Below are 25909 nucleotides of genomic sequence, written 5' to 3'. Positions count from 1 at the left end.
GTCGACCTCTTCGTCATCCGCGGCACCACCGTCTCGGCCGAGCACGTGTCATCGGTGGCGGCGCCGCTGAACCTGAAGAAGTTCATCTACGACCTCGACGTGCCGGTCATCGTCGGCGGTGCGGCGACGTACACCGCCGCCCTCCACCTGATGCGCACCGGCGCCGCCGGTGTGCTCGTGGGCTTCGGCGGGGGCGCGAGCTCGTCCACCCGCGCGACCCTCGGCATCCACGCACCCATGGCCACGGCGCTCGCCGACGTCGCCGGCGCCCGTCGCGACTATCTCGACGAGTCCGGCGGCCGCTACGTGCACGTGATCGCCGACGGCGGCGTGGGAACCTCGGGCGACCTCGTCAAGGCTCTCGCGATGGGGGCGGATGCGGTCATGCTCGGCGTCGCTCTCGCGCGCGCGACCGATGCCCCCGGCCTCGGATACCACTGGGGTCCGGAGGCGCACCACCCGAAGCTGCCGCGCGGACGCCGCGTGGCCGTGAACCAGCTCGCCGACCTCGAGTCGGTGCTGTACGGTCCGGCTCCGGTCGCCGACGGCACGGTCAACCTCATCGGCGCCCTGAAGAAGTCGATGGCCACGACCGGGTACTCCGACCTGAAGGAATTCCAGCGCTGCGAGGTCGTCGTGACGCCGTATCAGGCCGGATGACCACCGCCGACCCGCACCCGGCACCACCGGAGGTCTTCCCGCCGACGCTGCGCGAGGTCATGCTGCGCCCGCGCTGGCTCGGCGTGCTGGCCCTGTGCCTGGTGGTGGCGGGCGTGTTCGCCTGGCTCGGTCAGTGGCAGCTCTCCCGCGCCGTTGACATGCAGCCGCTCCCGGAGGGCGTCACCGAGCAGGTGCAGCCCATCGACGATGTCGTGCAGCCGGGGGAGTACCTGCCCGAGCCGCTCGTCGGGCAGCGGGTGACCGTGACCGGCGCGTTCGTCCCCGACGACTACATCGTCGTCTCCTCGCGCTACAACGACGGCGTGGAGGGCTACTGGGTCACGGGTCAGTTCCGCGTCGCGACCGCCGAGGCGCCGACGTCGCTGGCGGTCGCCGTCGGGTGGGCGGCCACCGAGGAGGAGGCGCTCGCCGCCGCGGAGCGGCTGTCCGAGGATGCGGCCGCACGACCCGACGATGCCGCGGCGCTCGCGCTCACCGGCCGGCTCATCTCCGACGAGGGGCCCGTCCCGCCGCCGCAGAGCGCGGATCCCCTCACCCTCACCCGCATGTCGCCGGCCGCGCTCCTCAGCCGGTGGAGCGACGCGGACGGCATCGACGTGTACCGTCCGTACCTGGTGTCGGAGACGGCATCCGAGCCCCTGCAGCAGATCACCACGCGCCCGCCCGATCAGGGATCCGGTGTGAACTGGCTCAACATCTTCTACGCCGCCGAATGGGCGATCTTCGCGGGCTTCGCGTTCTACATGTGGTACCGCCTGGCGCGCGATGCGTGGGAGAAGGAGGTCGAAGACCTCGAGGATGCCGCGGCTGCGTAGCGCGGAACGGGGTGTCTGAGGCGCCGACTAGAATCGATGCATGCCGCGCGCCCCGAAGCTCTCCTCGTTCCCGGCGATCCGCGGCGCTCTGAAGTTTTACCAGGTGGCGTCGATCATCACCGGTGTCGGCCTGCTGCTGCTGGTCGCCGAGATGATCCTCAAGTACACGCCGCTGCACGTCGAGCTGTTCGCCGGCGGGTCCGGCGGAGCGCTGTGGTTCGCGACGGTCATCCCCGGTGCCGATTGCCAGTGGTGGTCGCTGTTCGCGCCGATGACCAACGACTGCGAGATGGTCTCCACCGGCGACGGGCTGAACATCTCCCTGTTCATCCTCGTGGCGCACGGCTGGTTCTACGTCGTGTACCTGTTCGCGTGCTTCCGCATCTGGAGCCTCATGCGCTGGCGCTTCGGCCGTTTCATCGTGCTGGCCCTCGGCGGCATCGTGCCGCTGCTGTCGTTCTTCATGGAGGCCCGCGTCGCGCGCGAGGTGAGGGCCTACCTGCGACAGCGTGAAGACGACGAGCTCCACACCCATGCCGCGCACTCGACGCTGACCCACGAGATTCCGACGGAGAACCACCGGTGACAGAATCCCCCGACCACATCGATCGCACCGATACGTTCGACGGCGCCGACACGAGCCCGTCGATCGAGGGTGACACCGAGTTCCGCCCGGTGCTCGTCGTCGACTTCGGTGCCCAGTACGCCCAGCTCATCGCCCGCCGCGTGCGCGAGGCCGGCGTCTACAGCGAGATCGTCCCGCACACCGCCACGGCCGAGGAGATCGCCGCGCGCGAGCCGCTCGGCATCATCCTCTCCGGCGGTCCCTCGTCGGTGTACGAGGAGGGCGCGCCCTCGCTCGATGCCGGCGTGTTCGACCTCGGGGTTCCGACGCTCGGCATCTGCTACGGATTCCAGGTGATGGCCCGCACGCTCGGCGGCGAGGTTGCGAACACGGGCCTGCGCGAGTACGGCGCGACGGATGCGGCGCTCTTCGGCGACGGCGGCGTTCTACTGGGCGGCCAGCCGGCCTCGCAGAACGTGTGGATGAGCCATGGCGACCAGGTCTCCCGTGCGCCCGAAGGCTTCGACGTGCTCGCCTCCACCGATGCCACCCCCGTGGCCGCCTTCGGCAACGACGAGCGCCGCATGTACGGCGTGCAGTGGCATCCCGAGGTCAAGCACTCCGACCACGGCCAGGCGGTGCTGGAGAACTTCCTGCACAAGGCGGCCGGCCTTCCCGCCGACTGGAACAGCGGCAACGTCATCGCCGAGCAGGTCGAGAAGATCCGCGCGCAGGTCGGCACCGGCCGCGTGCTGTCGGCGCTGTCGGGCGGCGTGGACTCAGCCGTGTCGACGGCTCTCGTGCACGAGGCGGTCGGGGACCAGCTCGTCGCCGTCTTCGTCGACCACGGGCTCCTGCGCAAGGGCGAGCGCGAGCAGGTCGAGCAGGATTACGTGGCCTCCACCGGTGTGCGTCTCGTGACCGTCGACGCTCGTGAGCAGTTCCTGCGTGCGCTCGAGGGCGTGAGCGACCCGGAGGAGAAGCGCAAGATCATCGGGCGCGAGTTCATCCGCTCGTTCGAGAAGGCGCAGGCCGACCTCGTCGCCGAGGCGGCTGCCGACGGCGAGCCCATCCGCTTCCTCGTGCAGGGCACGCTCTATCCCGACGTCGTCGAGTCCGGCGGGGGCACGGGCACGGCCAACATCAAGAGTCACCACAACGTCGGCGGGCTTCCCGAAGACCTGCAGTTCGAGCTCGTCGAACCGTTGCGCACCCTGTTCAAGGATGAGGTGCGTGCGATCGGACGCGAGCTCGGGCTGCCCGAGGTCATCGTCGCCCGCCAGCCGTTTCCGGGGCCCGGCCTCGGCATCCGCATCGTGGGTGAGGTCACCGCTGACCGCCTCGAGATCCTGCGTGACGCCGACGCCATCGCCCGCGAGGAGCTGACGAAGGCGGGGCTCGACGGGGAGATCTGGCAGTGCCCGGTGGTGCTCCTGGCCGACGTGCGCTCGGTCGGCGTGCAGGGAGACGGCCGCACGTACGGGCATCCGATCGTGCTGCGACCGGTCTCGAGCGAAGACGCGATGACCGCCGACTGGACCCGCCTGCCCTACGACGTGCTGTCGAAGATCTCCAACCGCATCACGAACGAGGTGTGCGAGATCAACCGCGTGGTGCTGGATGTGACGTCCAAGCCGCCGGGGACCATCGAGTGGGAGTGAGCTCCCACTCGAGACGGATGCGGTGGCACTCGGTCGCGCCAGCGGCCGAGTGGGAGTGAGTCGAGGCGGGTCACTGCCGCAAAGCGGCGTTGAGGCTCCTGCGACTCCGATCGAGTAGGCGGCGAAGCCGACGTATCGAGATCTCCCGAGACGGCTTCAGACGCGACGGCGGGAGTCGAACCCGCAACGCGATCGGGTATGAACCGTCGCCCGGGACCGCCCGGATCGCCGCGATACCGCCACGTTAGCGTCGGCGGAGAGCGGGGCGAAGAGTGTGTCGCCCCGTGACAGAGCCGCGGTGGGCGACGGCCTCATGAGCTGTCGCGCCACGGCCGGTGAGAGGGGATGGTCGTGGGGCGCTCGTGCCGCTCGTGCGGGTGCTGTGGCACCTGGCTCTCCGCCGGTGCACCCGTCTCCTCGTCGACCACCATCGTGCGGGAGGGCGCTCTCACGACGTCGCGGTCGGCGAATCGTCGGCCCGTGATCGTCACCGGCGTCAGGCGGAACACGTGCGGCTTGTAGCGCGGACTGGCCGTCAGCAGGCGCGAGACGCCGCTGCGCTCGATCTCCGTCGCGTCGCCGACCCGTTCGGCTCGACCGCGCAGCACGACGCTCCACCAGCCGTCATCGTCGTGACCGTCGACTTCGAAGGCTGAGGCCGGGTGCGTCGTCAGGCGCACCACCTTCGTGTCCGAGGCGGTGCGGAAGTAGACCGCGCCTTCGTGCGCGGCGATGTTGACGGGGAAGAGGTCGGGGCCGCCGTCGTCGCGGATGATCGCGAGCCTCCCGACGCTCTCGCCCTCGATGCGCGTCCAGCACTCGGCGGTGCTGAGGTGGTGCGGGGCGGAAGTCATGTTTCTGCTCCTTTCCCGGTGGGTGCTTCCAGCATCTCGCTCCCGCGCTGCCGGTTCAAGGGCTCGGGCTGTTGTTGCGCCCGGCCCATGGGTCATACGTGGCGATCAGTTCCTCCTGCGGGGGTCGATCGGCCTCGTCGACGTGCTGCAGGTTCACCCGGACGCGGTACCAGAGCGAACTCGAGCCGCGCATCCCGTCGATGAGCACGTCTGCCGGGTGCAGCTGGGCGGCCGCGGCGGGGTGTGATGATCGCCACGTCTCGAGCGCATCCTGCGCCTCGGGCTTGGTCTTCGTGCGGGCCACCTCGATGAGCGGCATCGTCGATGCCCGCCGTCCGGAACCGTCGGTGCGCCGCGGCGGTTTCTCCGCGGGACCCAGGTCATCGGCGAGTCGCAGCAGGGCGGTGAGGTCCCCGGCGGCGGCGTCGATGCCGTCGTGCGGGTCGCCGATCTGCGCGAAACGCTCGGGCACGGTGCGGGCGGTGAACTCGGCCGGGCGACGTTCCCGCACCTCGTCCCAGTGCAGCGGCGTCGACACGCGCGCATCCGGAACCGGCCGGATCGAGTACGCGGAGGCGACCGTACGGTCCTTGGCGTTCTGGTTGAAGTCGACGAAGACGCTCTCGCCGCGCTCCTCCTTCCACCAGCGAGCCGTCGCCAGGCCGGGCGCCCGGTTCTCGACCTCGCGGGCGATCGTCTCGGCGGCCCGGCGAACCGCGGCGTAGTCCCACGAGGGCGTGATGCGAACGAGGATGTGCATCCCGCGGGAGCCGCTCGTCTTGGGCCAGCCGGCCAGGCCCACGTCGTCGAGCACGTCGCGGGCGACGAAGGCGACATCCACGATCTGCGCCCATTCCACCCCCGGCATGGGGTCCAGATCGATGCGGAGCTCATCGGGATGGTCGAGGTCTTCGGCCCGCACGGGGTGGGGGTTGAGGTCGAGGCATCCGAGGTTCGCAACCCAGGCGAGCCCGGCCGCATCCCGGATCACGGCCTCCTCAGCCGAGGTTCCGCGGGCGTAGTGGAGGGTGGCGGTGTCGATGAACAGCGGGTGGTTCTCGGGCACGCGCTTCTGGAAGAAGGGTTCGACGTCGATGCCGCGGGGGAAGCGCTTGAGCACCATCGGGCGTCCGGCCGCGCCCCGCAGAGCGCCGTCGGCGACGGCGAGGTAGTACCGCACGATGTCGATCTTCGTCAGGCCGGCTTGCGGGAAGACCACCTTGTCGGGGCTCGTGATCCGCACGTCGGTGCCGTCGACGTCGATCACCTCGGCCGGGCTCTTCGCGGGTGTCATACGCCGGACGCTACTCGGCCCGCCTCGCCGCGGCCACCGCTTGCCTCCCGCCCCCGCCTGTGCCCACGCGCGTACCTCTGCCCACGCGCCTGCTGCAGCCCGGCCTGCCCCGTGTCCTAACTCAGGCTCGGTGCGCAGGCGAGGCCCTGGATTCCCTCTCCCACCGGTGCCGTCTTCTCTCTCAGCCTGAGTTCGGGCACGTAGGCGGCGGGCGAGGTAGGCGCCGTGCGCCGTGGTTCGGGCACGTGGGGGCGGGTGAGGCCGTCTTGCTGGGGCGGGCGCCCGGTTCAGGTGCCGGGGGCGGGTGAGGCAGGCGCGCCGGGTTCAGGTGCCGGGGGGCGGGTGAGGCCGGCTTGTCGGGGTTCGGGCGCCCGGTGAGGCCGTCTTGCCGGGGCGGGTGAGGCCGGCTTGTCGGGGCGGTCACCGGCGCCTGCCTCCGGGGACGGGGCGGCGGCCGGCTGGTCGACGGCAGCGGCGCGGTGTGCCCTAACTCAGGCTCGGCGCATGCCGGGGTGCGGAATCGGCGTCGATTCCGCAGCTCTCGCCTCGCGCAGCCTGAGTTAGGACCGCGATGGAGAAAGGAGGAGCGGCGGACGACGAAGGGCCGCCCCGGTTGGGACGGCCCTTCGTGCGCGGATGGGGGTCAGTTGCTGCCGCGGATGATCGCGATCATGCGGAGGATCTCGACGTAGAGCCACACGACGGTGACCATGATGCCGAAGCCTCCCAGCCAGCCCATCTGACGGGGGACGCCGTTGCGCACGCCCTGCTGGATCTGGTCGAAGTCGAGCACCAGGGAGTACGCCGCCATGATCACCACGAGCACACCGAGGATGAGGCCGAGCGGGATGCCGAAGATCGTCTCGCTGCGCAGGCCGAACGCGTTGTCGGTGACGCCGAACAGCATGAGGCCGACGTTGACGAGCGAGAAGACGAGGTAGCCGACCATCGCGATGAGGAAGATCTTGGTGGCGCGCTTGGAGGCGCGGATCTTGCCGCTGGCGAACAGGGCCAGCGTGACGCCGACGACGACGAGGGTGGCGAGGGTCGCCTGCGTGACGATCCCGGGCCAGATGAACTCGAAGAAGGCCGAGATGCCGCCGACGAACAGTCCCTCGGCCGCGGCGTAGGCGAAGATCAGGCCCGGCCGCACCTTCTTGCGCGAGGTGAAGATCACCACGAGCGACAGCACGAATCCGACGAGCCCGCCGACGATCATCGGCAGCACGGTCGGGTTGGGGTTCTGCGCGGTGACCGGAGACATCGTCCAGATCCAGCCGACCACAGCGCCGACCACCAGGATCGCGAACAAGCCGATGGTCTTGGCGACCGTGTCTTCGATCGTCATGCGGCCGGTGTCGGTGGAACCGGCAGACGGGGCGGAGTACATGCCCTCGAGGTTCGCCTGCGCGGCGGCGTCGGTGCCGGCACGCTGCGCGGTGGCGAACTGCGTCGAGCCGCCGAGGTTCGCCGCGTTCGCACCTCCCGGGTAGCTCTGCACGGCTCGCGGGTCCTGGAACGCCGGGTTGTTGAATGCGGGGTTGTTGAGGGCCACTGCTCTCACACTCCAAAGTCGCGGGGTTTCACAGCATCGTGCTGTTATCCAACACTAACGGAACCGCGCTATTCCGCGGCAGAGGGCGGCTGTGAGAGGACTATGAACGGATGCCCCTCCCGGGCCTCGTCCGCGGGCGCGTCCCGGGCACGCGTAGCCTGATCCCGTGACCCATCCCCTCGTGATCGGCCACCGCGGCGCGCCCGGCTATCGCCCGGAACACTCGCGGTCGTCGTACGAGCTCGCGCTCGCGCAGGGTGTCGACGCGGTCGAGCCCGACGTCGTCGTCACGCGCGACGGCGTGCTCGTCGTGCGGCACGAGAACGAGATCTCCGGAACCACCGACGTGGCGCAGCGGCGCGAGTTCGCCGATCGGCGAACCACCAAGACGATCGACGGTGTGGCGTGGACCGGATGGTTCGTCGAGGACTTCACCTGGGATGAGCTGTCGACCATCCGCTGTCGTGAGCGACTCCCCGATCTCCGGCCCGACAGTGCGGGGTACGACGACGGTGAACCGGTGCTGCGCCTGCGTGACGTGCTCGATCTCGTGCGCGAACGCGGCGGTGGGCGCGTCGGTGTCGTGCTCGAGATCAAGCATGCGACGTACTTCGCCTCGCTCGGGTGGGATGTCGCATCCCTCCTGGTCGCCGAACTCGCCGCGGCGGGATGGACCGAGGGGGCGCCGCCGCTCACCGTGGAGTCGTTCGAACAGACCGTGCTGACCGAGGTTCGCGAGCGCGGACTGGCGGCGGCGTCGGTGTTGCTGCTCGATGCATCCGGAAAGCCTGCCGATCTCGTGGCGCGCGACGGGTCGGCAGCTCCCACCTACGCATCCTTCGCCGAGCCGGAGGGCCTGGATCGTCTCGTCGGCGCGGTCGACGGCATCAGCGTGCACAAGCGGATGCTGCTCGCGTCGAACGTGTTCGAACACGCCGCCAGTTCGGTCGGGCCCGCGCTGAACCGACCCCGGGTCGTCGTCGATGCGCACGCCCGGGGCCTGTCGGTCTTCACGTGGACCTGCCGCCCCGAGAACGCCTTTCTCACCCGGCGTTTCCGCACGGGCGGCGGTCGCGCGGCGCGCGGCGACTGGCGTGCGGAGTGGGCTCTGCTGCGCGACGCCGGCGTCGACGGCGTCTTCGTCGACCATCCCGACCTCGGCGCCGAAGTCTTCCGCGCCTGACTCTGCGAGTCGAGGCCGCCCGCACCCCGGGCCGCCGATGTCGGAGAATCGCGTCGATGTCGGAGGTTTTCGACCGCATCCTCCGACATCCGTGCAATTGTCCGACCGGGCGGGGGACGGATGCGTAGGGTGCTGCTCATGGGGGAAACGCATCAGGATGATGCCGGAGGCATCGTCGTGTCCGATCTGCGTCGCTCGTTCGGCACCGTGCACGCGGTGCGCGACGTCGGCTTCACGGCCGCGCCGGGGCGGGTGACGGCGCTGGTCGGCCCGAACGGGTCGGGGAAGACGACGCTGCTGCTCATGCTCGCCTCGCTCCTGGCACCCGACGCCGGCTCCATCCGCATCGCCGGCCTGGACCCCGCCGTCGATGCGCAGGCCGTTCGCGGTCGGCTCGGATGGATGCCCGACGCCCTCGGCGCGTGGGGAAGCCTCACCTCGCGGGAGACCCTCGTCGTCACCGCTCGGCTGTACGGGATGCCGGCGGATGTGGCCGCCGCTCGCGCGGAGCACCTGATCCACGACGTCGACCTCGCCGCACTCGCCGACGCTCCGGCCCGCGTGCTGTCGCGGGGTCAGAAGCAGCGGCTCGGCCTCGCGCGCGCCCTGGTGCACGACCCTCCGGTGCTGCTCCTGGACGAACCGGCGTCGGGCCTGGACCCGCAGGCGCGGATCCACCTGCGGGTGCTGCTGCGCCGGTTCGCGGCGGAGGGGCGCACGGTGCTCGTCTCCAGCCACATCCTCAGCGAGCTGGAGGAGATCGCCGACGACGCGGTGTTCCTGGTGGAGGGTCGCACCGTGAGTGCGCCGCCGCGCGAGGGCTCCACCGCGACGACGCCGTGGCGCATCCGCGTCGTGGGGGATCCCAAGCAGGCGATCGAGCCGGTCGCCGCTGCCCTCGGCATCGAGCCGTTCACCGTCGGGTTCGACCGTCGAGAGCTCGTGGTGCCGTTCCCGGGGGCGGCGGCGGCGGCCGAGGCGCTCGCCCGCATCGTCGGCGCCGGCGTGCCGGTGGCCGAGTTCGCCCCCTCGCACGGCGACCTCGAGCGCGCGTTCCTCGAGCTGAGCCGCGATCCGGATGCCGCGCCCGACCGAGCGGACGGCGACGAAGGAGATGTGGCATGAACGCCCAGCGCCTCGGCACGCTCATCCGCCTCGACCTGACCCAGCGCACCCGAAGTGTCGCGTGGTACGTGCTGCTCAGCGTGTTCGCTCTGCTCCTGGTCATCGTCAGCGTGCTGTCGTTCCTGGGGTGGCAATGGGTGCCGGAACCCGGCGCCGCCATCTACTCCACGGTCGTCGCGTTCACGCTGCTGCTGGTCGTGCTCGTCTCTCCCACGTTCAGCGGGAACGCGATCAACGGCGACCGGGAGGCAGCGACACTCGCACCCGTGCAGGTGACCCTCGCCACGACGGGCGAAATCGTCATCGGCAAGTTCCTCGCCGCCTGGATCGCCGGTCTCGCCTTCGTCGCGGTGTCCGTGCCGTTCCTCGTGATCGCGACGTTGGCAGGCGGCGTCGACCCGATCACCGTCGTGATCTCGCTGGCCGTTCTCGTGATCGAGATCGGCGTGCTCGCCGCGATCGGGGTGGCCCTGAGCGGCATCCTGTCCCGGCCGCTCTTCTCGGTGGCGACCGCATATCTCGTGGTCGCCGCGCTCGTGATCGGCACGCTGATCGCGTTCGCGCTCGCCGGGGCGACCATCCGCACCGAGACGACCCACCAGACCCGCACCTACGACTGGTCCTCGGTGGGTCCCGACGACGATCCGCCGTGCGCCCCGGGGCAGTCGTCGACCGCGGCGTACCCCTGCAATGAAGACATCGAGTGCGGTGCGTGGGAGACCTACACCTCCGAGACCCCGCGCTTCGATCGGGTCTGGTGGATGCTCGCGCCCAACCCGTTCGTCATCCTCGGCGACGCCGCACCCGGGCGATTCGACGCGAACGGGAATCCGCAGGACGTGTTCTCGCAGCTGAAGACGGGAATCGCCTACGCGCAGAAGCCGCCCGAGCTCGAGACCCGGTGGGACGAATGCGCGCCGCTGTCATGGACCGAGCAGGACTACCAGACCCCCGAGGAGGTCGTCGCCCAGTCGGTGCCGAGCTGGTTCGTCGGCCTCGGACTGCAGATCGTCCTCGCCGGCGGACTCCTGGCGTGGGCCTGGGCACGCACCCGCACGCCGGCGGGCCGTCTGCCGCGCGGCACCCGCATCGCCTGATCCTGCCCGCCCGCTGCCGCGCCCGGCTGCCTCGGGCCTGCCTCGGCTGCCTCATCCCACCCGCCCCGCCCAGCCCCGCCCGGCCCGGCTGCCTGCTGGCCTCGGGCCCGCCTCCGATGTCGGAGAATCGTGCCGATGTCGGAGAATCCGGGACAAATCATCCGACATTCGCGCGATTCTCCGACATGCATGCGTGGGGCTGGGGCCAGGCGCCGGAGGCCGCGGCGGCTGGGGCCTGGGGCGGCTGGGGTCAGGGGCGGCCGAGGCTGGCGAGCAGGCGCTGGGCGGTGAGGGCGGTGTCGTGCCAGGACGGCAGGGCACGCCCCGCGCGCGCCGCGGCCGCGGACATGTCCGCTCGGCGGGCCGGATCGGTGAGCAGGATGCGCAGCGCATCGGCGAAGGCGGCCGGATCCTCGGGCGGCACCAGCACTCCCGCGTCGGCGGGCACCGTGTCGGGCACCGCGCCAGTGCGGCACGACACGATCGGCAGCCCGCGGGCGAGGGCCTCGTCGAACACCAGTCCGTAACCCTCGTACCGTGTCGCGAGTGCGAAGACGGCCGCCTCGCGCGCCAGGGCGTCACGTTCGGCGTCGGAGACGGCGCCTGCCAGCCGCACGCGATCCCGGAGTCCGAGCTCCTCCCGCAGGCGCGCCAGCTCGGCCGCGTGAGCCGGGTCCCACGCCGAACCGACGACCACCGCGCGCCAGGGCGCATCCTGCACGCGCGCAAGCGCGCGCAGCAGCACGTCGTGTCCCTTGCGGGGGTGCTGGATGCCGACCGACAGCACGAGCGGCGGATCACTCGGCGCGCGTACCCCCGTCGGCCGATCGGTGCCGGGTCGCGCGACCGTGATCCGCTCCGGGTCCGCGCCGTATTCCGACACGAGCATGCGCCGGGTGTGCGGGCTGGGGACGAGCACCGCGTCGGCGCGACGGAGATTGGCCCGCTCGGTCTCGAAGAGGTACCGGCGCCGCTCCGCGGTGAGACCCTCCTCGAGGGCGAGCGGATGGTGCACCATCCCGACGGCCGGCGCGGTGATCGCGGCGAAAGCCCCGGGGGAGAGAGACCCGAAGACGAACCCGTCCACGATGAGCGGACGATCCGGCGGCACCGCCGCCAGTGCCGCCGCAGCGTGAGCGTGATCGTCCGGCGTCGGATCGGGGAACGAGTCGCCGAGCCGGATGAGCTCGGTCGGCGTTCCGGCGTCGCGCAGCCCGTGCAGGAGGCGCTTCTCGTAGAGATAGCCGCCGGTCACCGTCTCCAGGTCGCCCGGCACGGCGAAGGCCGCCTCGATCACGTCGCCTGCTCCGGTGCGTACACGCGCAGCACGCGCGCCTCCACGGCGCTGACGAGGGCGTAGCCGAGCGCCGACAGCGCCGTCACGACGACGACCGCGCCGGCGAGCAGGTCGTATCCCGAGCGCGACGCCGCCAGCGCCATGAGGCTTCCCACTCCCGAGCCCAGCGCCAGCCACTCGACCACGGTGACCGCGAGCACCGCCGCCGGCACGCTCATCCGAGCCGCCGCGAAGAACGCGGGGAGCATCGCGGGGATGCGCACGCGCACCAGCTGCACCCCCGCCGGGGCGGCATAGCACCGCAGCACGTCGAGTGCCTGTCCGGGGGCGCGACGCAGGCCCTCCAGGCACGCGATGAGGGTGGGGAAGAACACCATGACCGCCACCAGGGCGACGCCCCCGACCGCACCGCGGCCGAGCAGCAGCACGACGAGGGGGGCGGTCGTGACGATCGGCACGGCGCGCAGAGCGATCGCGAACGGCATCGACACGGCCGCCGCGCGCGGGGCCAGGGTGAGCACGATGGCGAGTCCGGCCCCGGCGGCCAGGCCCGCGAGATACCCCGGCACCGCGAGCGCCGCGGTCTCGCCGATCGCGGCGGCCAGCGCGCCGACGACCTCGCCGCCGTCGGCCGTTCCCGAGAGGATCACGACGACGTCGGCGGGCGTGCGGGCGAAGAACGGGCTCAGGCCGATCGCATGGATGCCGCCCCACCACAGCACCAGCAGCACGGCGGCCGCTCCGACCGCGGTCAGGAGCGCGTCGCGCGTGCGATGGCGACGGGATGCGGGGGCGCGAGCCGGCGCGAGGATCAGCGGCGGCCTGTCGCCGTCGACGCGTCGGCCGAGCGCGCCGATCGCGGCGTAGGCGATCACCGACACGGCCGTCGCGATCACCGCCAGGGCCCAGGTCAGCTCGATGTCGAGGTCACGGGAGGCGCGGAGGGTCAGCACACCCAATCCGCCGGCGGCTCCGGTGAATTCGCCCACCATGGCGCCCAGGAAAGCGGCGGGGGCGGCGATCTGAAGCCCCGCGACGAGGTAGGGGACGGCGGCCCGGGCGCGCACGTAGCGCAGCTGCGCCGCGCGTCCGCGACCGTAGCTGCGCACCAGGTCGAACCAGGTCGACGGCGCCGCCCGCACGCCCACCAGCAGCGGGATCATCGTGGTGTAGTACACCGCGAGCGCGGCGAGCACGATCTGCGGCCCGTCGCCCGGGCCGAAGACGACGCGGAGCACCGGGCCGGTCGCGACCAGCGGCAGGCAGAACACGACGAGCGCGACGACGGTGATCACCCGCTCCGTGAACGGCGCGAGCACCGCCAGCGTCGCCAGCAGCACGGCGGCGAGGTTGCCGAGGACGAATCCGATCAGCGCCGCCCGCCCGGTCGTCAGCAGCGCGCGCCACAGCAGGTCGGCGTCGGTCCACATCGTGACAGCGATCTCGCTCGGAGCCGCCAGCACGTAGGCGCCGCTCAGCGCTCGCGCCGCCGCCTCCCACACCAGCAGCACCGCGACGAGCACGACGGCGGTACCGACGCCTCGGCGCGCGCCGGACCGTGTCGGGGCAGGGGTGCCGACGGCCGGCGCCGTCACGGTCGTGCGCCGGCTTCCGGTGCGGGCCGGCGCGACCGCGCGAGGGCGTCGGCCACGGTGTCGACCAGGCTTCCGAAGGCCGCATCGTGCGCCGTCGCGTCGGTGCGCGGGTGCGGGAGCGGCACCGGGATGTCCGCGACGACGCGCGCCGGACGGGGGCTCAGCACCACGACGCGATCGGCGATCCGCACCGCCTCGCGCAGCGAGTGCGTCACGAGCAGCGTCGTCGTGCCGCGGCGCCGCCACAGCGGCGGCAGCTCGGACACGAGGTCGCCGCGGGTGATCTCGTCGACCGCGCCGAACGGCTCATCCAGCAGAAGCAGGCGCGGTTCGGTGACGAGCGCGCGCGCGATCGCGGCACGCTGTCGCATCCCGCCCGACAACGACGCCGGACGGGCGTCTTCGAACCCGTCGAGTCCGACACGGGAGATCATCGCGTCCACCGCGGCTCCATCCGCGCGGCGTCCCGCGAGCGTGCGGGCGAGGGCGACGTTGCGGCGCACGGTGCGCCATGGCAGCAGCGACGGATCCTGGAATGCCACGGCCAGTTCGCCGCGAGCGGCAACGGTCGCCGGGTCGTCGCCGTCGATGCGCACCTCGCCGGTGGTCGCCGTCTCGAGGCCGGCGATCATGCGCAGCAGCGTCGACTTGCCGCATCCGGACGGCCCGACGAGGGCGGTCGTGCGACCGGACTCCAGCACGAGGTCGAGCGGTGCGAGCGCTTCGGTGCCGTCGGGGTAAGTCTTCGACGCGTCTCGCACCTCGACCCGCGGCCCGGGAGGGGTCTCAGGCGCCATGCACCTGCTCCAGCACGGATCGGTCCCACAGCGACGCATCCACGTCCTGCCCGAGGAGGGCGAGGGTCTCGATGTTCTGCGCGACAGACTCGTCGGTCCACCAGCCGAAGCCGTTCGCGTCGGTGGTCTCCGAGAACATCAGCGGCACCTGCCGTTCTGCCTGAAGCCGCTGCGTCTGGAGGTCGAGTCCCGCGTCGGGGAACATGTCCACGGCGAGCTGGGCGGCGGCATCGGTGTCCTCCCGGTAGGCCTCCCATCCGCGCACCTCACCGCCCATGAGAGCCACGAGGTCGTCGCGCCGGTTGGCGAGCGAGTCCTCGGTGGCGATGTAGGTCTGCGAGTGCAGGGCGTAGCCGAAGTCGGCCATCAGCATCGTGACGCTGTCGACGCCCTGCACGGCCATGGCGACCGGCAGGTCGGTCTCCCAGCACAGCAGGCAGTCGACTTCGCCGGCCAGAAGCGGTTGGGCCGAGTATTGGGTCGGCACGATCTCGATCGCCTCGATGTCGACGTTGTTGAGGGTGCACAGCGTCTCGAGCACCGGCGTGTTGGCGGTGGCCATGCCGATGCGCATGCCCGCCATGTCGGCCGGCTCGTTCACCGGCCGGTCCGGCAGCGAGGCGATGACGAAGGGGTTCTTCTGCATCGCGACCCCGATGATGCGGAAGGGGGCGCCTTCGGCGACGGCCGCGGCGGTGTAGTCCGCGGCGGAGACCCCCACCAGCGCGGTACCCGCCACGACCGGCGGCTCCACCGGCGCGTTCGGTCCACCCTGCAGCAGGTCGACCTCGAGACCGGACTCCTGCCACCACCCGCGATCGAGCGCGATGTAGCTGCCGCCGAACTGCACCGAGTGCAGCCACGACAGCTGCAGGTTCGCCGCGCGCGTCGTCGTCTGCGAACCATCGGTGCCGGGCACGCTGCATGCGGCGCCGACGAGGCCGATGGCGCCGACGAGTCCGGCCCCGAGCAGGGTACGGCGGGAGAGGATCAGTCGATCGTTCATGGTTGCTCCTCCGAGAGCGTGGTGTGCGGTGGGATCGGTGCGGATGCGGTTGCGCGGCCCGACACCGTCGGTTCGGATGCGGACGCGATGGCAGAGCCCGATGCCGTCGGTTCGGCGGCGTGCCGTGCCGTCCACAGGGCGGCGAGCCCCGGAAGTGTCGCGACGAGCGCGACCACGCCGAAGGCGATGCTTGCGGCGAGGGCCTGCGCGCTTGTGATCCCGGCCACGGGCAGCAGCGCGACCGCCGCGGTCTCTCGCACCCCCCAGCCTCCGATGGAGACCGGAAGCAGCATCGACAGCAGCATGAGCGGCACGAGTGTCACGACCGCGCCGACGGAAAGCGCGGCGCCGACGGCGGCGGTGCAGCACCAGAAGGCCGCGAGCAGGCACGCGACGGCGACCATGCTCAGGGCGGCCTGAGCGCTTCGCACGCCGGGTCCGGTGGTGCTGCGGTGCACGCCGTTCGAGACTCGGGCGGCCCACGCGACGCGTCGGCGTGCGAGCACCCGTGTCGTCACGATCAGGGCGACGAGCACGAGCACGGCCCCGGCGATCCCGATCGAGACCCCGGCCAGCCACGGCCGCGGCAGGGTGAAGCCGCCGGGGACGACGGCCGTCACGACCACCCCGACGGCGAGGACGACGGCCAGCGCCGCCTGCCCGATCCCGCGTTCGACGGCGACGGCGCCGGCGGCCACGCGCAGGGTCGCCCGGTGCCGCGACCGTGCGGCGCGGCCGACGTCTCCGAGCACGCCGCCGGGGAGGGCGGAATTGATCAGCTGCGCGAGGAAGTATTCCTCGACAGCCGTCCGTGCCGACAGGTGCAGGCCCAGGGGGGCCGCGGTCACCTTCCAACGCCACGCCGCGAAGATCGTGTGGGCGATCAGGAGCGTGACGGCCAGGGCGAGCCATCCGATATGTGCGGTGGCCAGCAGATCGGCCACGTCGGGGCCGCCGACGACGCGCCAGAGCAGAACCAGGAGGACGACGGTGACGACAGCCTGCGCGAAGCGAATCCACCGCGTGCGCCGACGGGCGGGCCGTCCCGAGCCGGTCACGCCGGACCTGCATTCGACCGTGGCACGCGCGCGCGGCGCAGGGCCACGACGTCGACGGCGAACGACCACAGCAGCAGCGCGGCTGTCACCCCGACTACCGCCAGCGCGGCGGGCGCGGGGAGGAACGGCACCTGCAGCACGAGCAGGGCCACGAGCTGCAGCACGCACACCACCTTGCGGCTCACGCGGTCGGCCAGCGGCCCCTTCAGCCAGGGCGCCACCAGGGCCGCGGCTCCGAACGCGTAGCGTGGCACGCCCAGGAGCACCGCCCACGCTCCGGCCGGTCCGGCTGCGGCCAGCAGGGCAAGGACGAGCGCGAACGCCGAGTCGACCTCCATGTCGAACGCGGCACCGAAGCGAGAGGAGAGGCGCTGACGCCGCGCCAGGTATCCGTCGACGCCGTCCAGGCACAGCGCGATGGTGCCGAGGGTGAGGACCGTCACCGGCTGGGTCGCCCCGGCGAAGAGGATGCCGGCGAGCACCGCGACGACCCCGAGACGCACGAGGGTCACCGCGTTGGCGGCGCCCACCCGACCGTGACGGTGGTGAGCACGAAACCCCGCGATGGACACGACGAGAGCCGCGACCAGGAGGGCGATCGCGCCGACCGCGGCCAGAGTCGGAAGGCGCAGGGAGGCGGTGATCGCGGCGGTGCCGGTGACGCACACCGTCGACAGGGAGATGAATCGTCGCAGCGGGGGCAGGCGCGTGGCCGCGCGCGGGGACGCCGCCGGAGGGAGCCGCTCTGCCACGGTCATGTCGGCACGCTAGCAACGCCGCGCCCGCCGCGCCCAGCACCTGACCCGGTCGGGTCGGCTGTGGTAAGACGCCGCGTCGGCATCGACTAACGTGATCACATGACGACGGCGGCACGGCGAGGAATCCTCGCCATCGCCACCTTCGTCATCCTCCTGGCGGTCGGAGCGGTCTTCGCCCTCGTGGTGCCCGAGCAGGAGCTGCGTCGGTGGGCGGGGGCCCTCGAACAGGCCTCCTTCGCTCCCGTCACCGACGCCGAACGCGCCGAACGCGACACCGCGATGGCGTGGGTGGCGCGGGTGCTGCTGGTGCTGGCGGCCCTGTGGCTCGTCATCGGCATGCTGGCCGCCCGCACGCGTCTGGTGCGGCGACCCGGTGCGGCCGCGGCGCGGTCGACGTGGCTGTCGTCGACACGACCGTGGCGGGCGCGCGAATCGACGCTCGGGATGCTGCCGCTGGACCGGCGACTCACGTTCGGTGTTCCGGCCGCGCTGCTCCTGGGCACGAGCGTCGTGCAGGCCTCCTTCCTCGCCCTCACCGAACTCGTGATCACGTTGCTCGGTTGGGGCGTCGTTGCGATCGTGCTGCGGCTGCTGGCCGGCAGACGCTCGCCGTGGCCGGTCTTCGCCGCCGCCGGAGGGGCGCTGGTGGGGCGGTGCACGATCATGCTCGGGGCCATGTCGATCGCCGGACCCGGGGGCTTCTGGGACACCGTCTGGGCGAATGCCCTGACGCGCACCGTCTATGTCGCGCTCGTGTTCGCCCTGTTCGTGTGGGTGTTCGTCGCCGCCGGGTGGGCGCTGGTGACCCAACTGCAGCGACCGGTGCGCGCCGCCGCCGGGGGCTGAGCGACCGCGCTCAGGCGCGCACGATGGGCACGGCGCCGCGGGCGGCGTCCACGTCGACGATGTCCTTGCCCAGCGGCATGAGCGAGATCGGCACGAGCTTGAAGCTCGCGATGCCGAGCGGGATGCCGATGATGGTCAGGCACATCGCGACGCCGGTGACGATGTGGCCGATCGCGAGCCAGATTCCCGCGAAGATCACCCAGATGACGTTGCCGAGGAACGACCCGACGCCGGCTCCCGGCTTGTCGACGATCGTGCGGCCGAACGGCCACAGGGCGTACAGACCGACGCGGAAGGATGCGATCGCCCACGGGATCGTGATGATCGGGATGCACAGCAGCACGCCGGCGAGCAGGTAGGCGAGGAACATCCAGAAGCCCGACAGCACGAGCCAGATGATGTTGAGGACGAGGCGCATGCCTCTCATCATGGCGCAGCCGGCCGGGAGTCCTCTGGGCGCTCAGCGGCCGGGCGCGCCTCCCTCCGCTCTAGAGTGAGGGCCATGACCAGCCAGAGTCCGGCGTCAGCCGGCGACCTCGTCGCGCGCATCGTCCGCCGTGCCGCGGACGGCCTCGACCAGACCCGCGCCGGCATGCTCGAAGACGTGCCGGACGGCCTGCACCAGCACCGCACACGCGTGCGCCGCCTGCGCAGCGTGCTCGCCGGGTTCCGCGACGTTCTCGACGAGCCTGCCGTCGAGCGGCTGCGCGTGCTCTACGCCGAGTGGGGGCGGCAGCTCGGTGTCGCGCGCGACCTCGAGGTCCTTGCCGACGCGGGGGAAGCCGAGCTCGCTTCACGCGGCATCGCGGACGGCGCCGCCTTCGAGCGTCTCGTCGATCGCCCTCGCGCGCAGTATGCGCGGGCTCACGCGCGGCTCGGAGAACTGATCGATCTGAGGCGGGCGCGCGAGAGGGAGCGGCTGCTACGCGGGTTCGTCCTCGAGCTCCGCGTCGACGACCCGCAGGTGCCCGCCGAAGATCTCGTCCCGACGGTGCTGCGGCACGAAGCGCGACGCGTGCTCCGGGCCGCGAAGCTGCTCGACGGCACGGATGCGCCGCTTCACGCGCTGCGCAAGACGGCGCGCCGTCTGCGCTACGTCTCGGAGGCGATCGCCTCCGCCGCGCCCGACGTGCAGCCCGAGCACGTCGCGACCTTCGCGGGCGCGGGCGACGTCATCCACGACCGCCTCGGCGGCCATCGCGATGCACTCGCCTTTCTCGCCTTCGTCGAGCGCGAAGGCGTGCTCGCCGGGCGGGCGGGTGAACCCGCCGACGTCTACGGCGACATTGCGCACACGGTGCGCGCCGAGATGGGGGAGAAGCCGCCGGGCGTGAAGAAGCCGCTGGCGCGGATCCGCGAAGCCCGTCTCGCCCTCGGCTGAGGCGGTGTCGGCGGGTCGTTCTAGACTGGTGGAGCAATGACCGACGCCTTCGCGGCCGCCTCCGATGCGGCATCCGTCCCGCTCATCGTCGGCGCCGACGCCGGCCCCCGCTCCGGGGATTCCCGCGTCGACGCCGACCTCGTCGAGGGGCTCAACCCGCCCCAGCGCGACGCCGTGACCTACCGGGGCAAGGCGCTGCTCATCGTCGCCGGCGCCGGCTCCGGCAAGACGCGCGTGCTCACCCATCGCATCGCCAGCCTGCTCCGCACGCGCGACGCGTGGCCCAGCCAGATCCTGGCGATCACCTTCACCAACAAGGCCGCTGGCGAGATGCGCGAGCGGGTGGAACAGCTCATCGGCGATCGCGCCCGCGGCATGTGGATCTCGACCTTCCACTCGGCCTGCGTGCGCATCCTCCGCCGTGAGGCGGAGCAGTTCGGCTTCACACGGTCGTTCACGATCTACGACTCGGGCGATTCGCGCGCACTGATCAAGCGGCTCGTCAAAGAGCACGAGGCCGACGCGTTCGGGCTCACCCCCGCAGCGGTGCAGTCGAAGATCTCCAAGCTCAAGAACGAGCTCGCCGACGCGGAGTCCTACGCGCGTCAGGCGAACATGAGCGACCCCGCCGAGCGCGTGTTCGTGGAGGTCTTCGGTGACTACCAGCGCTCGCTGCAACGGGCGAATGCCTTCGACTTCGACGACCTCATCGCCCAGACGGTCTACCTCTTCCGGGCGTTCCCGAACGTCGCCGACACGTACCGGCGTCGGTTCCGCCACATCCTCGTTGATGAGTATCAGGACACCAACCACGCCCAGTACGCGCTCATCCACGAGCTGACGCGGCCACCCGGCTCCGACGCCGAGCCCGTTGCGGGGGGTGGCGGCATGATGATCTTCGACGCCGAACCCGACGAGGACGACGCCGCCTCGCTCACCGTCGTGGGCGACTCCGATCAGTCCATCTACGCGTTCCGGGGCGCCGACATCCGGAACATCAGCGAGTTCGAACGAGACTTCCCCGGTGCCAAGGTCGTGCTGCTGGAGCAGAACTACCGGTCGACGCAGAACATCCTCTCGGCCGCCAACGCCGTGATCGGCAACAACTTCGACCGCAAGGACAAGAAGCTGTGGACCGACGTCGGCGCGGGGGAGCAGATCGTCGGCTTCACCGGCTACTCGCAGCACGACGAGGCGCAGTTCGTCGCCGATGAGATCGAGCGGCTCCACCGCGACGGCGTGGACTATTCCCAGATCGCGGTCTTCTACCGCACCAACAGCCAGTCGCGCGCGCTGGAGGAGATCTTCATCCGCTCCGCGCTGCCCTACAAGATCATGGGCGGCACCAAGTTCTACGAGCGGGCCGAGATCAAGGACGCCCTGGCCTACCTCATCGCCGTCGCCAACCCCGCCGACGAGATGGCGGTGCGCCGCATCCTCAACAAGCCCCGTCGCGGCATCGGCGACGTCACCGAGACCGCGATCGCCCGGTACGCCACCGACGAGCGCATCACGTTCCGCGACGCGCTGGCCAACGCTTCCGCTCTGGGGGTCGGGCCGAAGATCCAGGCGGCCATCGTGCAGCTCGACGCGGTGATCGCGGAGGCGTCCGAGCTCATGCTGCCGCCGTCGGGCGAACTCGCTCCGCCGACCGCGGTCGCCGAGGGGCTGCAGCTGCTGCTGAACAAGAGCGGATACTCGGATGCGCTTCGCGCGAGCCGCGATCCGCAGGACGAAGCGCGGTTGGAGAACCTCGACGAGCTCGTCGCTGTGGCGCGCGAGTTCGCCCGCAACAACCCCGACGGCACGGTCATCGACTTCCTCACCGAGGTCGCCCTCGTCGCCGACGCCGACGACCTCGACGACGCATCCGGTTCCGTCTCGCTCATGACGCTCCACACCGCGAAGGGGCTCGAGTACGACGCCGTCTTCGTCACCGGCGTCGAGGAAGACCTCATCCCGCACCGCATCTCGGCAGGCGAACCGGGCGGTCCGCAGGAGGAGCGGCGCCTGTTCTACGTCGGCATCACCCGTGCGCGCAAGCGCCTCCACCTGTCGCTCGCGATGACCCGCGCGCAGTTCGGCGAGGTGACGGTGGCGATGCCGAGCCGTTTCCTGCAGGAGATCCCGGCCGAGCTGCTGCACTGGCGTCAGTCGCCCGGCGACGTCAACTCGCGCGGGGGGACCCGCTCGCGCGCGCTCAACGCGCGGGGTGGACCGGCGCGAGGCGGCGGTCGATACGGCGACGACCTCGTGCCGCTCGGGCGCCGGGAGCCCAAGCCCGGCCTCGACAAGTTCACCAACCGTATTCCGGCGAAGGTGCGTGACAACGGCGACATGGTGCTCGCGCCCGGCGACCGCATTCGGCACGACGACTTCGGCGAGGGGCGCATCGACACCGTCACGGGGGAGGGCGCCAAACGTGTGGCGCACGTGCGCTTCGATACGGCAGGACCGAAGAAGCTCCTCGTGAAGATCGCGCCGATCGAGAAGATCGACTGAGGGTCGCCGCCGCCGGGGTGGCCCCGCGGCAGGGACGGGTTAGTCTCGAAGCGATGGCTTTCTTCTCCCGCCGCAAGCGCGAAGACTCCCAGCCCGAACGCTCCCGCGAGGGAGCAGCCGAGCCCGCGGAGTCGACGGACGCCCCGACCACCGACACCGACGTCACGAGCGGTGCGCAGACGGATGACGCCGCCGCGGACGCGGCGGCGCAGGAGGCCGCGGCATCCGTGAACATCTCGATGTCGTCCTTCCGCGGACTCGGGGGCGGTCCCTCCGCTGCCGCGAGGCCGTCGAAGCCGAGCGGGAACGACGCGCCCGGGAACGCCAAGCCGGCCCCGTCGGCCGCAGCGCCGTCCGGTCCGGTGCGGGCCGAATCCATCCCGGGCGTGCGGGACAACGTGCCGGTGCGCGAGGCCATCGCGAAGCTCGCCGACACCGCGCCCGCCGACGGCTTGCTCGAGGTCGCCCGCCAGCTGCTGCAGGGGCATCTGTTCCTGCGCGTGAAGGGCGACGCGCGCACGCTGCTGTCGGAGGGGAAGAGCCTGCCGCTGGCGGTCACCAAGATCGGCGAGAAGCAGTTCGTGCTCGCCTACAGCAGCGGGGCGGCCCTGCAGAAGAGTCTCGCGGCGGACAACGACACGCAGACCTCGGCGGTCGGACAGCCCGTCACCGCCGTGCTGAAGTACGTTCTCGGCGGTGCCTACGCCGGTCTCATCATCGATCCGGCCTCCGCTCCGGCGCGCGCCGTGGTGCCGCGCGAGCTGATCGAGAAGATGCTCGACCAGGCCGACGAGAAGCTCACCGTCAAGACGCTGCTGTCGACACCGCGTACGGATGCGACGCCGGAGGCAGTGGTCGCGGCGATCCCCGACGCGCGCCTGTGGGTGGCCGTGGGCAAGGCGCCCGACGGCGAGAAGATGGGCATCGCGCAAGGCCGCGCCGATGACGGCACCCGCTACCTCGAGGTGTTCACGCATCCCCTCGAAGTGGCCGCGATGAAGCGCAGCGACCAACCCGCTCCGGTGACGGCGGCGCAGCTGGCCGGAGCCCTCAAGGCCGATCCCGAGATCGGCGGCGTCGTCATCGACCCGGGCGGACCGTGGATCCGCCTCACGCGCGATCAGCTCGCACCGGTCATCGCCCTCGCCTGAGACCCACCGCTCGAGAGGTGGTTTCGGCGACGCGGGGTGGGGCCTAGGGTCGTGGGTATGGCGTCCGAGCGCATCACGCTGACCGTCCCGGGACCGCACGGCGACCGCGAGGTCGGGCTCTCCAGCCCGAGCCGCGTGCTGTGGCCGGAGGCGGGGATCACCAAGCGGGAGCTCGCCGAGTACTTCATCGCCGTCGCCGACCCGTTCCTCGCCGCGAACGGCGATCGCCCGGTGTCGCTGGAGCGGTTCCCCGACGGCGTCGACGGGGAACGGTTCTACTCGAAGAATCCGCCCAAGGGCGCCCCCGACTTCGTCGAGACCGTGACGGTCACCTACAACAGCGGGCGCCGCCATCCGCAGCTCGTCCTCACCGAGCCCGCGGCCGTCGTGTGGGCGGCTCAGATGAACACCGTCGTCTTTCACCCGTGGGCCTCGCGCACGGCCGACACCGACCGTCCGGTCGAGCTGCGCATCGACCTCGACCCCCACGGCGCGACCGATTTCGACGACGCCGCGGCGGTCGCGCCCGAGCTGCGCGGGGTGCTGCGCGAGGCGGGGCTCGATCCGTGGGTGAAGACCAGCGGCAACCGGGGTCTGCACGTGTTCTGCCCGATCGAGCCGACGCACGAGTTCCTGGATGTGCGCCACGCCGTCATCGCGCTCGCGCGCGAACTGGAACGTCGCCTGCCGGAGAAGGTCACCACGGCCTGGTGGAAGGAGGAGCGCGGCGATCGCGTGTTCGTGGACTTCAATCAGGCCAACCGCGACCGTACGATGGCCGGGGCCTACAGTCCCCGCGCGCTGCCGGCCGCAACCGTCTCCACCCCGCTCAGCTGGGACGAGCTCGAGGCGGGGGTCGACCCGTCCGCGTTCACCGTGCGCAGCATCCCGGAGCGTCTCGAACGGCACGGCGACCCGTGGGCGGACATCGCCGCACGACCGGGCCGGATCGACACCCTCCTGGCCTGGTGGCAGCGCGACCTCGAGGCCGGGCTCGGCGAGCTGCCCTTTCCGCCGGACTTCCCGAAGATGCCGGGGGAGCCGCCGCGCGTACAGCCCAGCCGAGCGAAGAAGGACGGATGAGCCGTCCACGCGCATCCGCTCGTGAGGCGGAGCAAGCGCGCCTCTCCCCGGTGACGGACCGCCTGGTGGCGCGCCTGCTCCGCACCCGCTGGCTCATGCGTCTGCCGATCCCGATGTTCCGCCGCGGGTTCGGATGGATGCTCGGACAACGGTTCGTGATGATCGAGCACCTCGGTCGCACGAGCGGGCGGCCGCGCTACGTCGTCGTCGAGGTCGTCTCCCGCGAGCGCAACCTCCTGCGCGTCGCCTCCGGATTCGGCACCGCCTCGCAGTGGTACCGCAACATCTCCGCGAACGGCGTCGCCTTCCTCTCCACCGGGACCGCGCGGCGGGTTCCCGCGCATGCACGCATCCTTGCACCCGCTGAATCCGCCGCGGTCCTCGCGCGCTACGCGCGGGAGCATCCCTCGGCATGGCGGCACCTCGAACGGGCGATGGACGACCTGGCCGGGGGTGAGGCGGCGATCCCGGTGATCGAATTCACGCCGCCTGAGCGGAAGGCCTGAGCCGCCCGATTCAGACCAGGACCGCGCCGAGGTCGTAGGCGCTGACCGTGTCGAGCTGGTCGTAGGTGCACGACGCGGGCTCGCGGTCGGGGCGCCACCGTGCGAACTGCACCGTGTGGCGGAAACGGCGCCCCTCGAGCTGGTCGTAGCGCACCTCGAGCACCCGCCCCGGGCGAAGGCGCACGAAGCCGGCGTCACGACCACCCGAGAAGCGTGACTTCTCGGTCGCGCCGGTCACAGCGGCGCCGTCGTCGTCGCGCACCACGAGCGGCTCGAGCTCGTCGACCAGCTCGAGGCGTCGCTGGTTGCTGAACGCGGCCACGCCGCCGACGTTCCAGAGCTCGCCCGCATCGTCGTACAGGCCCACCAGCAGGGAGCCGACGCCACGGCCGGAGGTGTGGATGCGATAGCCGAACGTCACGACATCGGCCGTGCGCGCGTGCTTGATCTTGAACATCGCGCGCTTGTTCGGAGCGTAGGACTGATCCAGGGGCTTTGCGATGACGCCGTCGAGGCCGGCGCCCTCGAACTCCGCGAGCCAGCGCTCGGCGACGGCGGCGTCGGCGGTCGTGCGGGTCACATGCACGGGATGAGGGACGCCGCCGAGCAGATCGACGAGTTCGGCGCGCCGGGTCGAGAAGGGCTCGCCCTGCAGGTCGCGATCGCCGCGGGCCAGCAGGTCGAAGGCGATCAGCATGGCCGGCGTCTGCTCCGAGAGCATCGTCACACGCGACGCCGCCGGGTGGATGCGCTGGCTCAGCGACTCCCAGTCGAGCCGTTGCGCACCGGGCTCTCCGCGCGGCACGACGATCTCGCCGTCGATGAGGCACGGCTCGGGCAGGATGCGTGCGAAGGCCTCGACCAGCTCAGGGAAGTAGCGGGTCAGTGGCTTCGCGCCGCGGCTGCCGATCTCGACGCTCTCGCCGTCGAAGGACACCAGCGCGCGGAAGCCGTCCCACTTCGGTTCGAAGCTCAACCCGCCCGGCGTCTTCGCCGGATCGGGCACCGTCGGGACCGCTTTTGCCAGCATCGGCTGCGGTATCTCGTACGTCATGGGTTCATCCTCCCGCTCGCGCCGCCTCGCCGCATCCCTTCCGCA

General features: G+C 71.4%; 24 protein-coding genes and 1 tRNA gene. 13 read left to right on the top strand and 12 right to left on the bottom strand.

The window, feature by feature from the left end; translation table 11 throughout:
• The 4 genes from B3S45_RS07770 to guaA form a co-directional block, all read left to right on the top strand.
• A partial coding sequence (locus tag B3S45_RS07770) for an IMP dehydrogenase (protein ID WP_286718699.1) occupies positions 1–660 on the top strand: 660 nt, incomplete at its 5' end.
• Complete coding sequence (locus tag B3S45_RS07765; RefSeq protein WP_286718696.1) at positions 657–1496, top strand: SURF1 family protein; 840 nt, start codon at positions 657–659, stop codon at positions 1494–1496. The genes B3S45_RS07770 and B3S45_RS07765, both read left to right, overlap by 4 nt.
• Positions 1497–1536: 40 nt before the next feature.
• On the top strand, positions 1537–2082 hold the full coding sequence (locus B3S45_RS07760) for a DUF3817 domain-containing protein (RefSeq protein WP_071044581.1): 546 nt from the start codon (positions 1537–1539) through the stop codon (positions 2080–2082).
• Between the two features lie 62 nt (positions 2083–2144).
• Positions 2145–3722, top strand: coding sequence for a glutamine-hydrolyzing GMP synthase (gene guaA / locus B3S45_RS07755; protein WP_194385560.1), 1578 nt, complete (start codon positions 2145–2147; stop codon positions 3720–3722).
• A 160-nt stretch (positions 3723–3882) separates the two neighbouring features.
• Here the strand turns inward: guaA and B3S45_RS07750 are convergent.
• The 4 genes from B3S45_RS07750 to B3S45_RS07735 form a co-directional block, all read right to left on the bottom strand.
• Positions 3883–3955, bottom strand: a tRNA-Met gene (locus B3S45_RS07750).
• 78 nt (positions 3956–4033) lie between these two features.
• Positions 4034–4576, bottom strand: coding sequence for a pyridoxamine 5'-phosphate oxidase family protein (locus B3S45_RS07745; protein ID WP_071044582.1), 543 nt, complete (start codon positions 4574–4576; stop codon positions 4034–4036).
• 55 nt (positions 4577–4631) lie between these two features.
• The gene (gene ligD, locus B3S45_RS07740; protein WP_194383640.1) at positions 4632–5870 is read right to left on the bottom strand and encodes a non-homologous end-joining DNA ligase; all 1239 of its coding nucleotides are present in this window, start codon (positions 5868–5870) and stop codon (positions 4632–4634) included.
• Positions 5871–6513: 643 nt separating this feature from the next.
• The gene (locus B3S45_RS07735) at positions 6514–7425 is read right to left on the bottom strand and encodes a Bax inhibitor-1/YccA family protein (protein WP_286718702.1); all 912 of its coding nucleotides are present in this window, start codon (positions 7423–7425) and stop codon (positions 6514–6516) included.
• 166 nt (positions 7426–7591) lie between these two features.
• On the opposite strand from B3S45_RS07735, the gene B3S45_RS07730 reads away from it, so the two are divergent.
• From B3S45_RS07730 to B3S45_RS07720, 3 genes are all read left to right on the top strand, one after another.
• A complete protein-coding gene (locus B3S45_RS07730) occupies positions 7592–8608 on the top strand; it encodes a glycerophosphodiester phosphodiesterase family protein (RefSeq protein ID WP_286718690.1) in 1017 nt (338 codons plus the stop codon).
• A gap of 138 nt (positions 8609–8746) precedes the next feature.
• Positions 8747–9733: an ABC transporter ATP-binding protein gene (locus B3S45_RS07725; RefSeq protein ID WP_286718687.1), complete on the top strand. Its 987-nt coding sequence runs from the start codon at positions 8747–8749 to the stop codon at positions 9731–9733.
• On the top strand, positions 9730–10830 hold the full coding sequence (locus tag B3S45_RS07720) for an ABC transporter permease (protein ID WP_286718684.1): 1101 nt from the start codon (positions 9730–9732) through the stop codon (positions 10828–10830). Before B3S45_RS07725 ends, B3S45_RS07720 begins: the two co-directional genes overlap by 4 nt.
• Before the next feature lie 250 nt (positions 10831–11080).
• On the opposite strand, the gene B3S45_RS07715 is transcribed toward B3S45_RS07720, so the two are convergent.
• The 6 genes from B3S45_RS07715 to B3S45_RS07690 are packed head-to-tail and all read right to left on the bottom strand — an operon-like array spanning position 11081 to position 17341.
• Positions 11081–12127 (bottom strand): glycosyltransferase family 4 protein, encoded by a 1047-nt coding sequence (locus B3S45_RS07715; protein WP_286718681.1) that lies wholly within the window; start codon positions 12125–12127, stop codon positions 11081–11083.
• Positions 12124–13722: an ABC transporter permease gene (locus B3S45_RS07710; protein ID WP_286718678.1), complete on the bottom strand. Its 1599-nt coding sequence runs from the start codon at positions 13720–13722 to the stop codon at positions 12124–12126. Before B3S45_RS07710 ends, B3S45_RS07715 begins: the two co-directional genes overlap by 4 nt.
• Positions 13719–14519 carry an ABC transporter ATP-binding protein gene (locus B3S45_RS07705; RefSeq protein ID WP_286718675.1) on the bottom strand — a complete coding sequence of 267 codons (801 nt, stop codon included), beginning with the start codon at positions 14517–14519 and terminating at the stop codon, positions 13719–13721. The genes B3S45_RS07710 and B3S45_RS07705 overlap by 4 nt, the downstream gene beginning before the upstream one ends.
• On the bottom strand, positions 14509–15525 hold the full coding sequence (locus B3S45_RS07700) for an ABC transporter substrate-binding protein (protein WP_286718672.1): 1017 nt from the start codon (positions 15523–15525) through the stop codon (positions 14509–14511). The genes B3S45_RS07705 and B3S45_RS07700 overlap by 11 nt, the downstream gene beginning before the upstream one ends.
• Entirely contained in the window at positions 15522–16583 is a 1062-nt protein-coding gene (locus B3S45_RS07695; RefSeq protein ID WP_286718669.1) for a lysylphosphatidylglycerol synthase transmembrane domain-containing protein, read from the bottom strand. Before B3S45_RS07695 ends, B3S45_RS07700 begins: the two co-directional genes overlap by 4 nt.
• Positions 16580–17341: a CDP-alcohol phosphatidyltransferase family protein gene (locus tag B3S45_RS07690; protein ID WP_286718666.1), complete on the bottom strand. Its 762-nt coding sequence runs from the start codon at positions 17339–17341 to the stop codon at positions 16580–16582. The genes B3S45_RS07695 and B3S45_RS07690 overlap by 4 nt, the downstream gene beginning before the upstream one ends.
• A 99-nt stretch (positions 17342–17440) precedes the next feature.
• On the opposite strand from B3S45_RS07690, the gene B3S45_RS07685 reads away from it, so the two are divergent.
• The gene (locus B3S45_RS07685; protein WP_286718664.1) at positions 17441–18187 is read left to right on the top strand and encodes a hypothetical protein; all 747 of its coding nucleotides are present in this window, start codon (positions 17441–17443) and stop codon (positions 18185–18187) included.
• 10 nt (positions 18188–18197) lie between these two features.
• Here the strand turns inward: B3S45_RS07685 and B3S45_RS07680 are convergent, their stop codons facing one another.
• Positions 18198–18605 (bottom strand): YccF domain-containing protein, encoded by a 408-nt coding sequence (locus B3S45_RS07680; RefSeq protein ID WP_071044594.1) that lies wholly within the window; start codon positions 18603–18605, stop codon positions 18198–18200.
• An 84-nt stretch (positions 18606–18689) separates the two neighbouring features.
• Between B3S45_RS07680 and B3S45_RS07675 the strand changes: the two genes are divergently transcribed.
• The 5 genes from B3S45_RS07675 to B3S45_RS07655 are packed head-to-tail and all read left to right on the top strand — an operon-like array spanning position 18690 to position 24810.
• On the top strand, positions 18690–19568 hold the full coding sequence (locus B3S45_RS07675; protein ID WP_286718662.1) for a CHAD domain-containing protein: 879 nt from the start codon (positions 18690–18692) through the stop codon (positions 19566–19568).
• 36 nt (positions 19569–19604) lie between these two features.
• Positions 19605–22070, top strand: coding sequence for an ATP-dependent helicase (locus tag B3S45_RS07670; protein WP_286718659.1), 2466 nt, complete (start codon positions 19605–19607; stop codon positions 22068–22070).
• Between the two features lie 53 nt (positions 22071–22123).
• Complete coding sequence (locus tag B3S45_RS07665; RefSeq protein ID WP_286718656.1) at positions 22124–23221, top strand: SseB family protein; 1098 nt, start codon at positions 22124–22126, stop codon at positions 23219–23221.
• A gap of 57 nt (positions 23222–23278) precedes the next feature.
• Positions 23279–24304 (top strand): non-homologous end-joining DNA ligase, encoded by a 1026-nt coding sequence (gene ligD, locus B3S45_RS07660; RefSeq protein WP_286718653.1) that lies wholly within the window; start codon positions 23279–23281, stop codon positions 24302–24304.
• The gene (locus B3S45_RS07655; protein WP_083336493.1) at positions 24301–24810 is read left to right on the top strand and encodes a nitroreductase family deazaflavin-dependent oxidoreductase; all 510 of its coding nucleotides are present in this window, start codon (positions 24301–24303) and stop codon (positions 24808–24810) included. The genes ligD (B3S45_RS07660) and B3S45_RS07655 overlap by 4 nt, the downstream gene beginning before the upstream one ends.
• A 10-nt stretch (positions 24811–24820) precedes the next feature.
• On the opposite strand, the gene B3S45_RS07650 is transcribed toward B3S45_RS07655, so the two are convergent.
• Positions 24821–25864 (bottom strand): ATP-dependent DNA ligase, encoded by a 1044-nt coding sequence (locus B3S45_RS07650; protein ID WP_286718649.1) that lies wholly within the window; start codon positions 25862–25864, stop codon positions 24821–24823.
• Between the last annotated feature and the right edge of the window lie 45 nt (positions 25865–25909).

This window comes from Microbacterium sp. UBA1612, assembly GCF_002321605.1.
Lineage (GTDB): Bacteria > Actinomycetota > Actinomycetes > Actinomycetales > Microbacteriaceae > Microbacterium > Microbacterium luteum.
The sequence above is the reverse complement of the archived record's forward strand: the minus strand, read 5'-3'. Positions and strand labels throughout refer to the sequence as shown.

Excerpts from the sequence above, each read along its gene's own strand:
- B3S45_RS07705 (WP_286718675.1), bottom strand. The coding sequence starts at position 14,519 with ATGGCGCCTGAGACCCCTCCCGGGCCGCGGGTCGAGGTGCGAGACGCG.
- B3S45_RS07765 (WP_286718696.1), top strand. The coding sequence starts at position 657 with ATGACCACCGCCGACCCGCACCCGGCACCACCGGAGGTCTTCCCGCCG.
- B3S45_RS07725 (WP_286718687.1), top strand. The coding sequence starts at position 8,747 with ATGGGGGAAACGCATCAGGATGATGCCGGAGGCATCGTCGTGTCCGAT.
- B3S45_RS07760 (WP_071044581.1), top strand. The coding sequence starts at position 1,537 with ATGCCGCGCGCCCCGAAGCTCTCCTCGTTCCCGGCGATCCGCGGCGCT.
- B3S45_RS07720 (WP_286718684.1), top strand. The coding sequence starts at position 9,730 with ATGAACGCCCAGCGCCTCGGCACGCTCATCCGCCTCGACCTGACCCAG.
- ligD (WP_194383640.1), bottom strand. The coding sequence starts at position 5,870 with ATGACACCCGCGAAGAGCCCGGCCGAGGTGATCGACGTCGACGGCACC.
- B3S45_RS07665 (WP_286718656.1), top strand. The coding sequence starts at position 22,124 with ATGGCTTTCTTCTCCCGCCGCAAGCGCGAAGACTCCCAGCCCGAACGC.
- B3S45_RS07685 (WP_286718664.1), top strand. The coding sequence starts at position 17,441 with ATGACGACGGCGGCACGGCGAGGAATCCTCGCCATCGCCACCTTCGTC.
- B3S45_RS07650 (WP_286718649.1), bottom strand. The coding sequence starts at position 25,864 with ATGACGTACGAGATACCGCAGCCGATGCTGGCAAAAGCGGTCCCGACG.
- B3S45_RS07745 (WP_071044582.1), bottom strand. The coding sequence starts at position 4,576 with ATGACTTCCGCCCCGCACCACCTCAGCACCGCCGAGTGCTGGACGCGC.
- ligD (WP_286718653.1), top strand. The coding sequence starts at position 23,279 with ATGGCGTCCGAGCGCATCACGCTGACCGTCCCGGGACCGCACGGCGAC.
- B3S45_RS07655 (WP_083336493.1), top strand. The coding sequence starts at position 24,301 with ATGAGCCGTCCACGCGCATCCGCTCGTGAGGCGGAGCAAGCGCGCCTC.
- B3S45_RS07670 (WP_286718659.1), top strand. The coding sequence starts at position 19,605 with ATGACCGACGCCTTCGCGGCCGCCTCCGATGCGGCATCCGTCCCGCTC.
- B3S45_RS07680 (WP_071044594.1), bottom strand. The coding sequence starts at position 18,605 with ATGCGCCTCGTCCTCAACATCATCTGGCTCGTGCTGTCGGGCTTCTGG.
- B3S45_RS07700 (WP_286718672.1), bottom strand. The coding sequence starts at position 15,525 with ATGAACGATCGACTGATCCTCTCCCGCCGTACCCTGCTCGGGGCCGGA.
- B3S45_RS07675 (WP_286718662.1), top strand. The coding sequence starts at position 18,690 with ATGACCAGCCAGAGTCCGGCGTCAGCCGGCGACCTCGTCGCGCGCATC.
- B3S45_RS07690 (WP_286718666.1), bottom strand. The coding sequence starts at position 17,341 with ATGACCGTGGCAGAGCGGCTCCCTCCGGCGGCGTCCCCGCGCGCGGCC.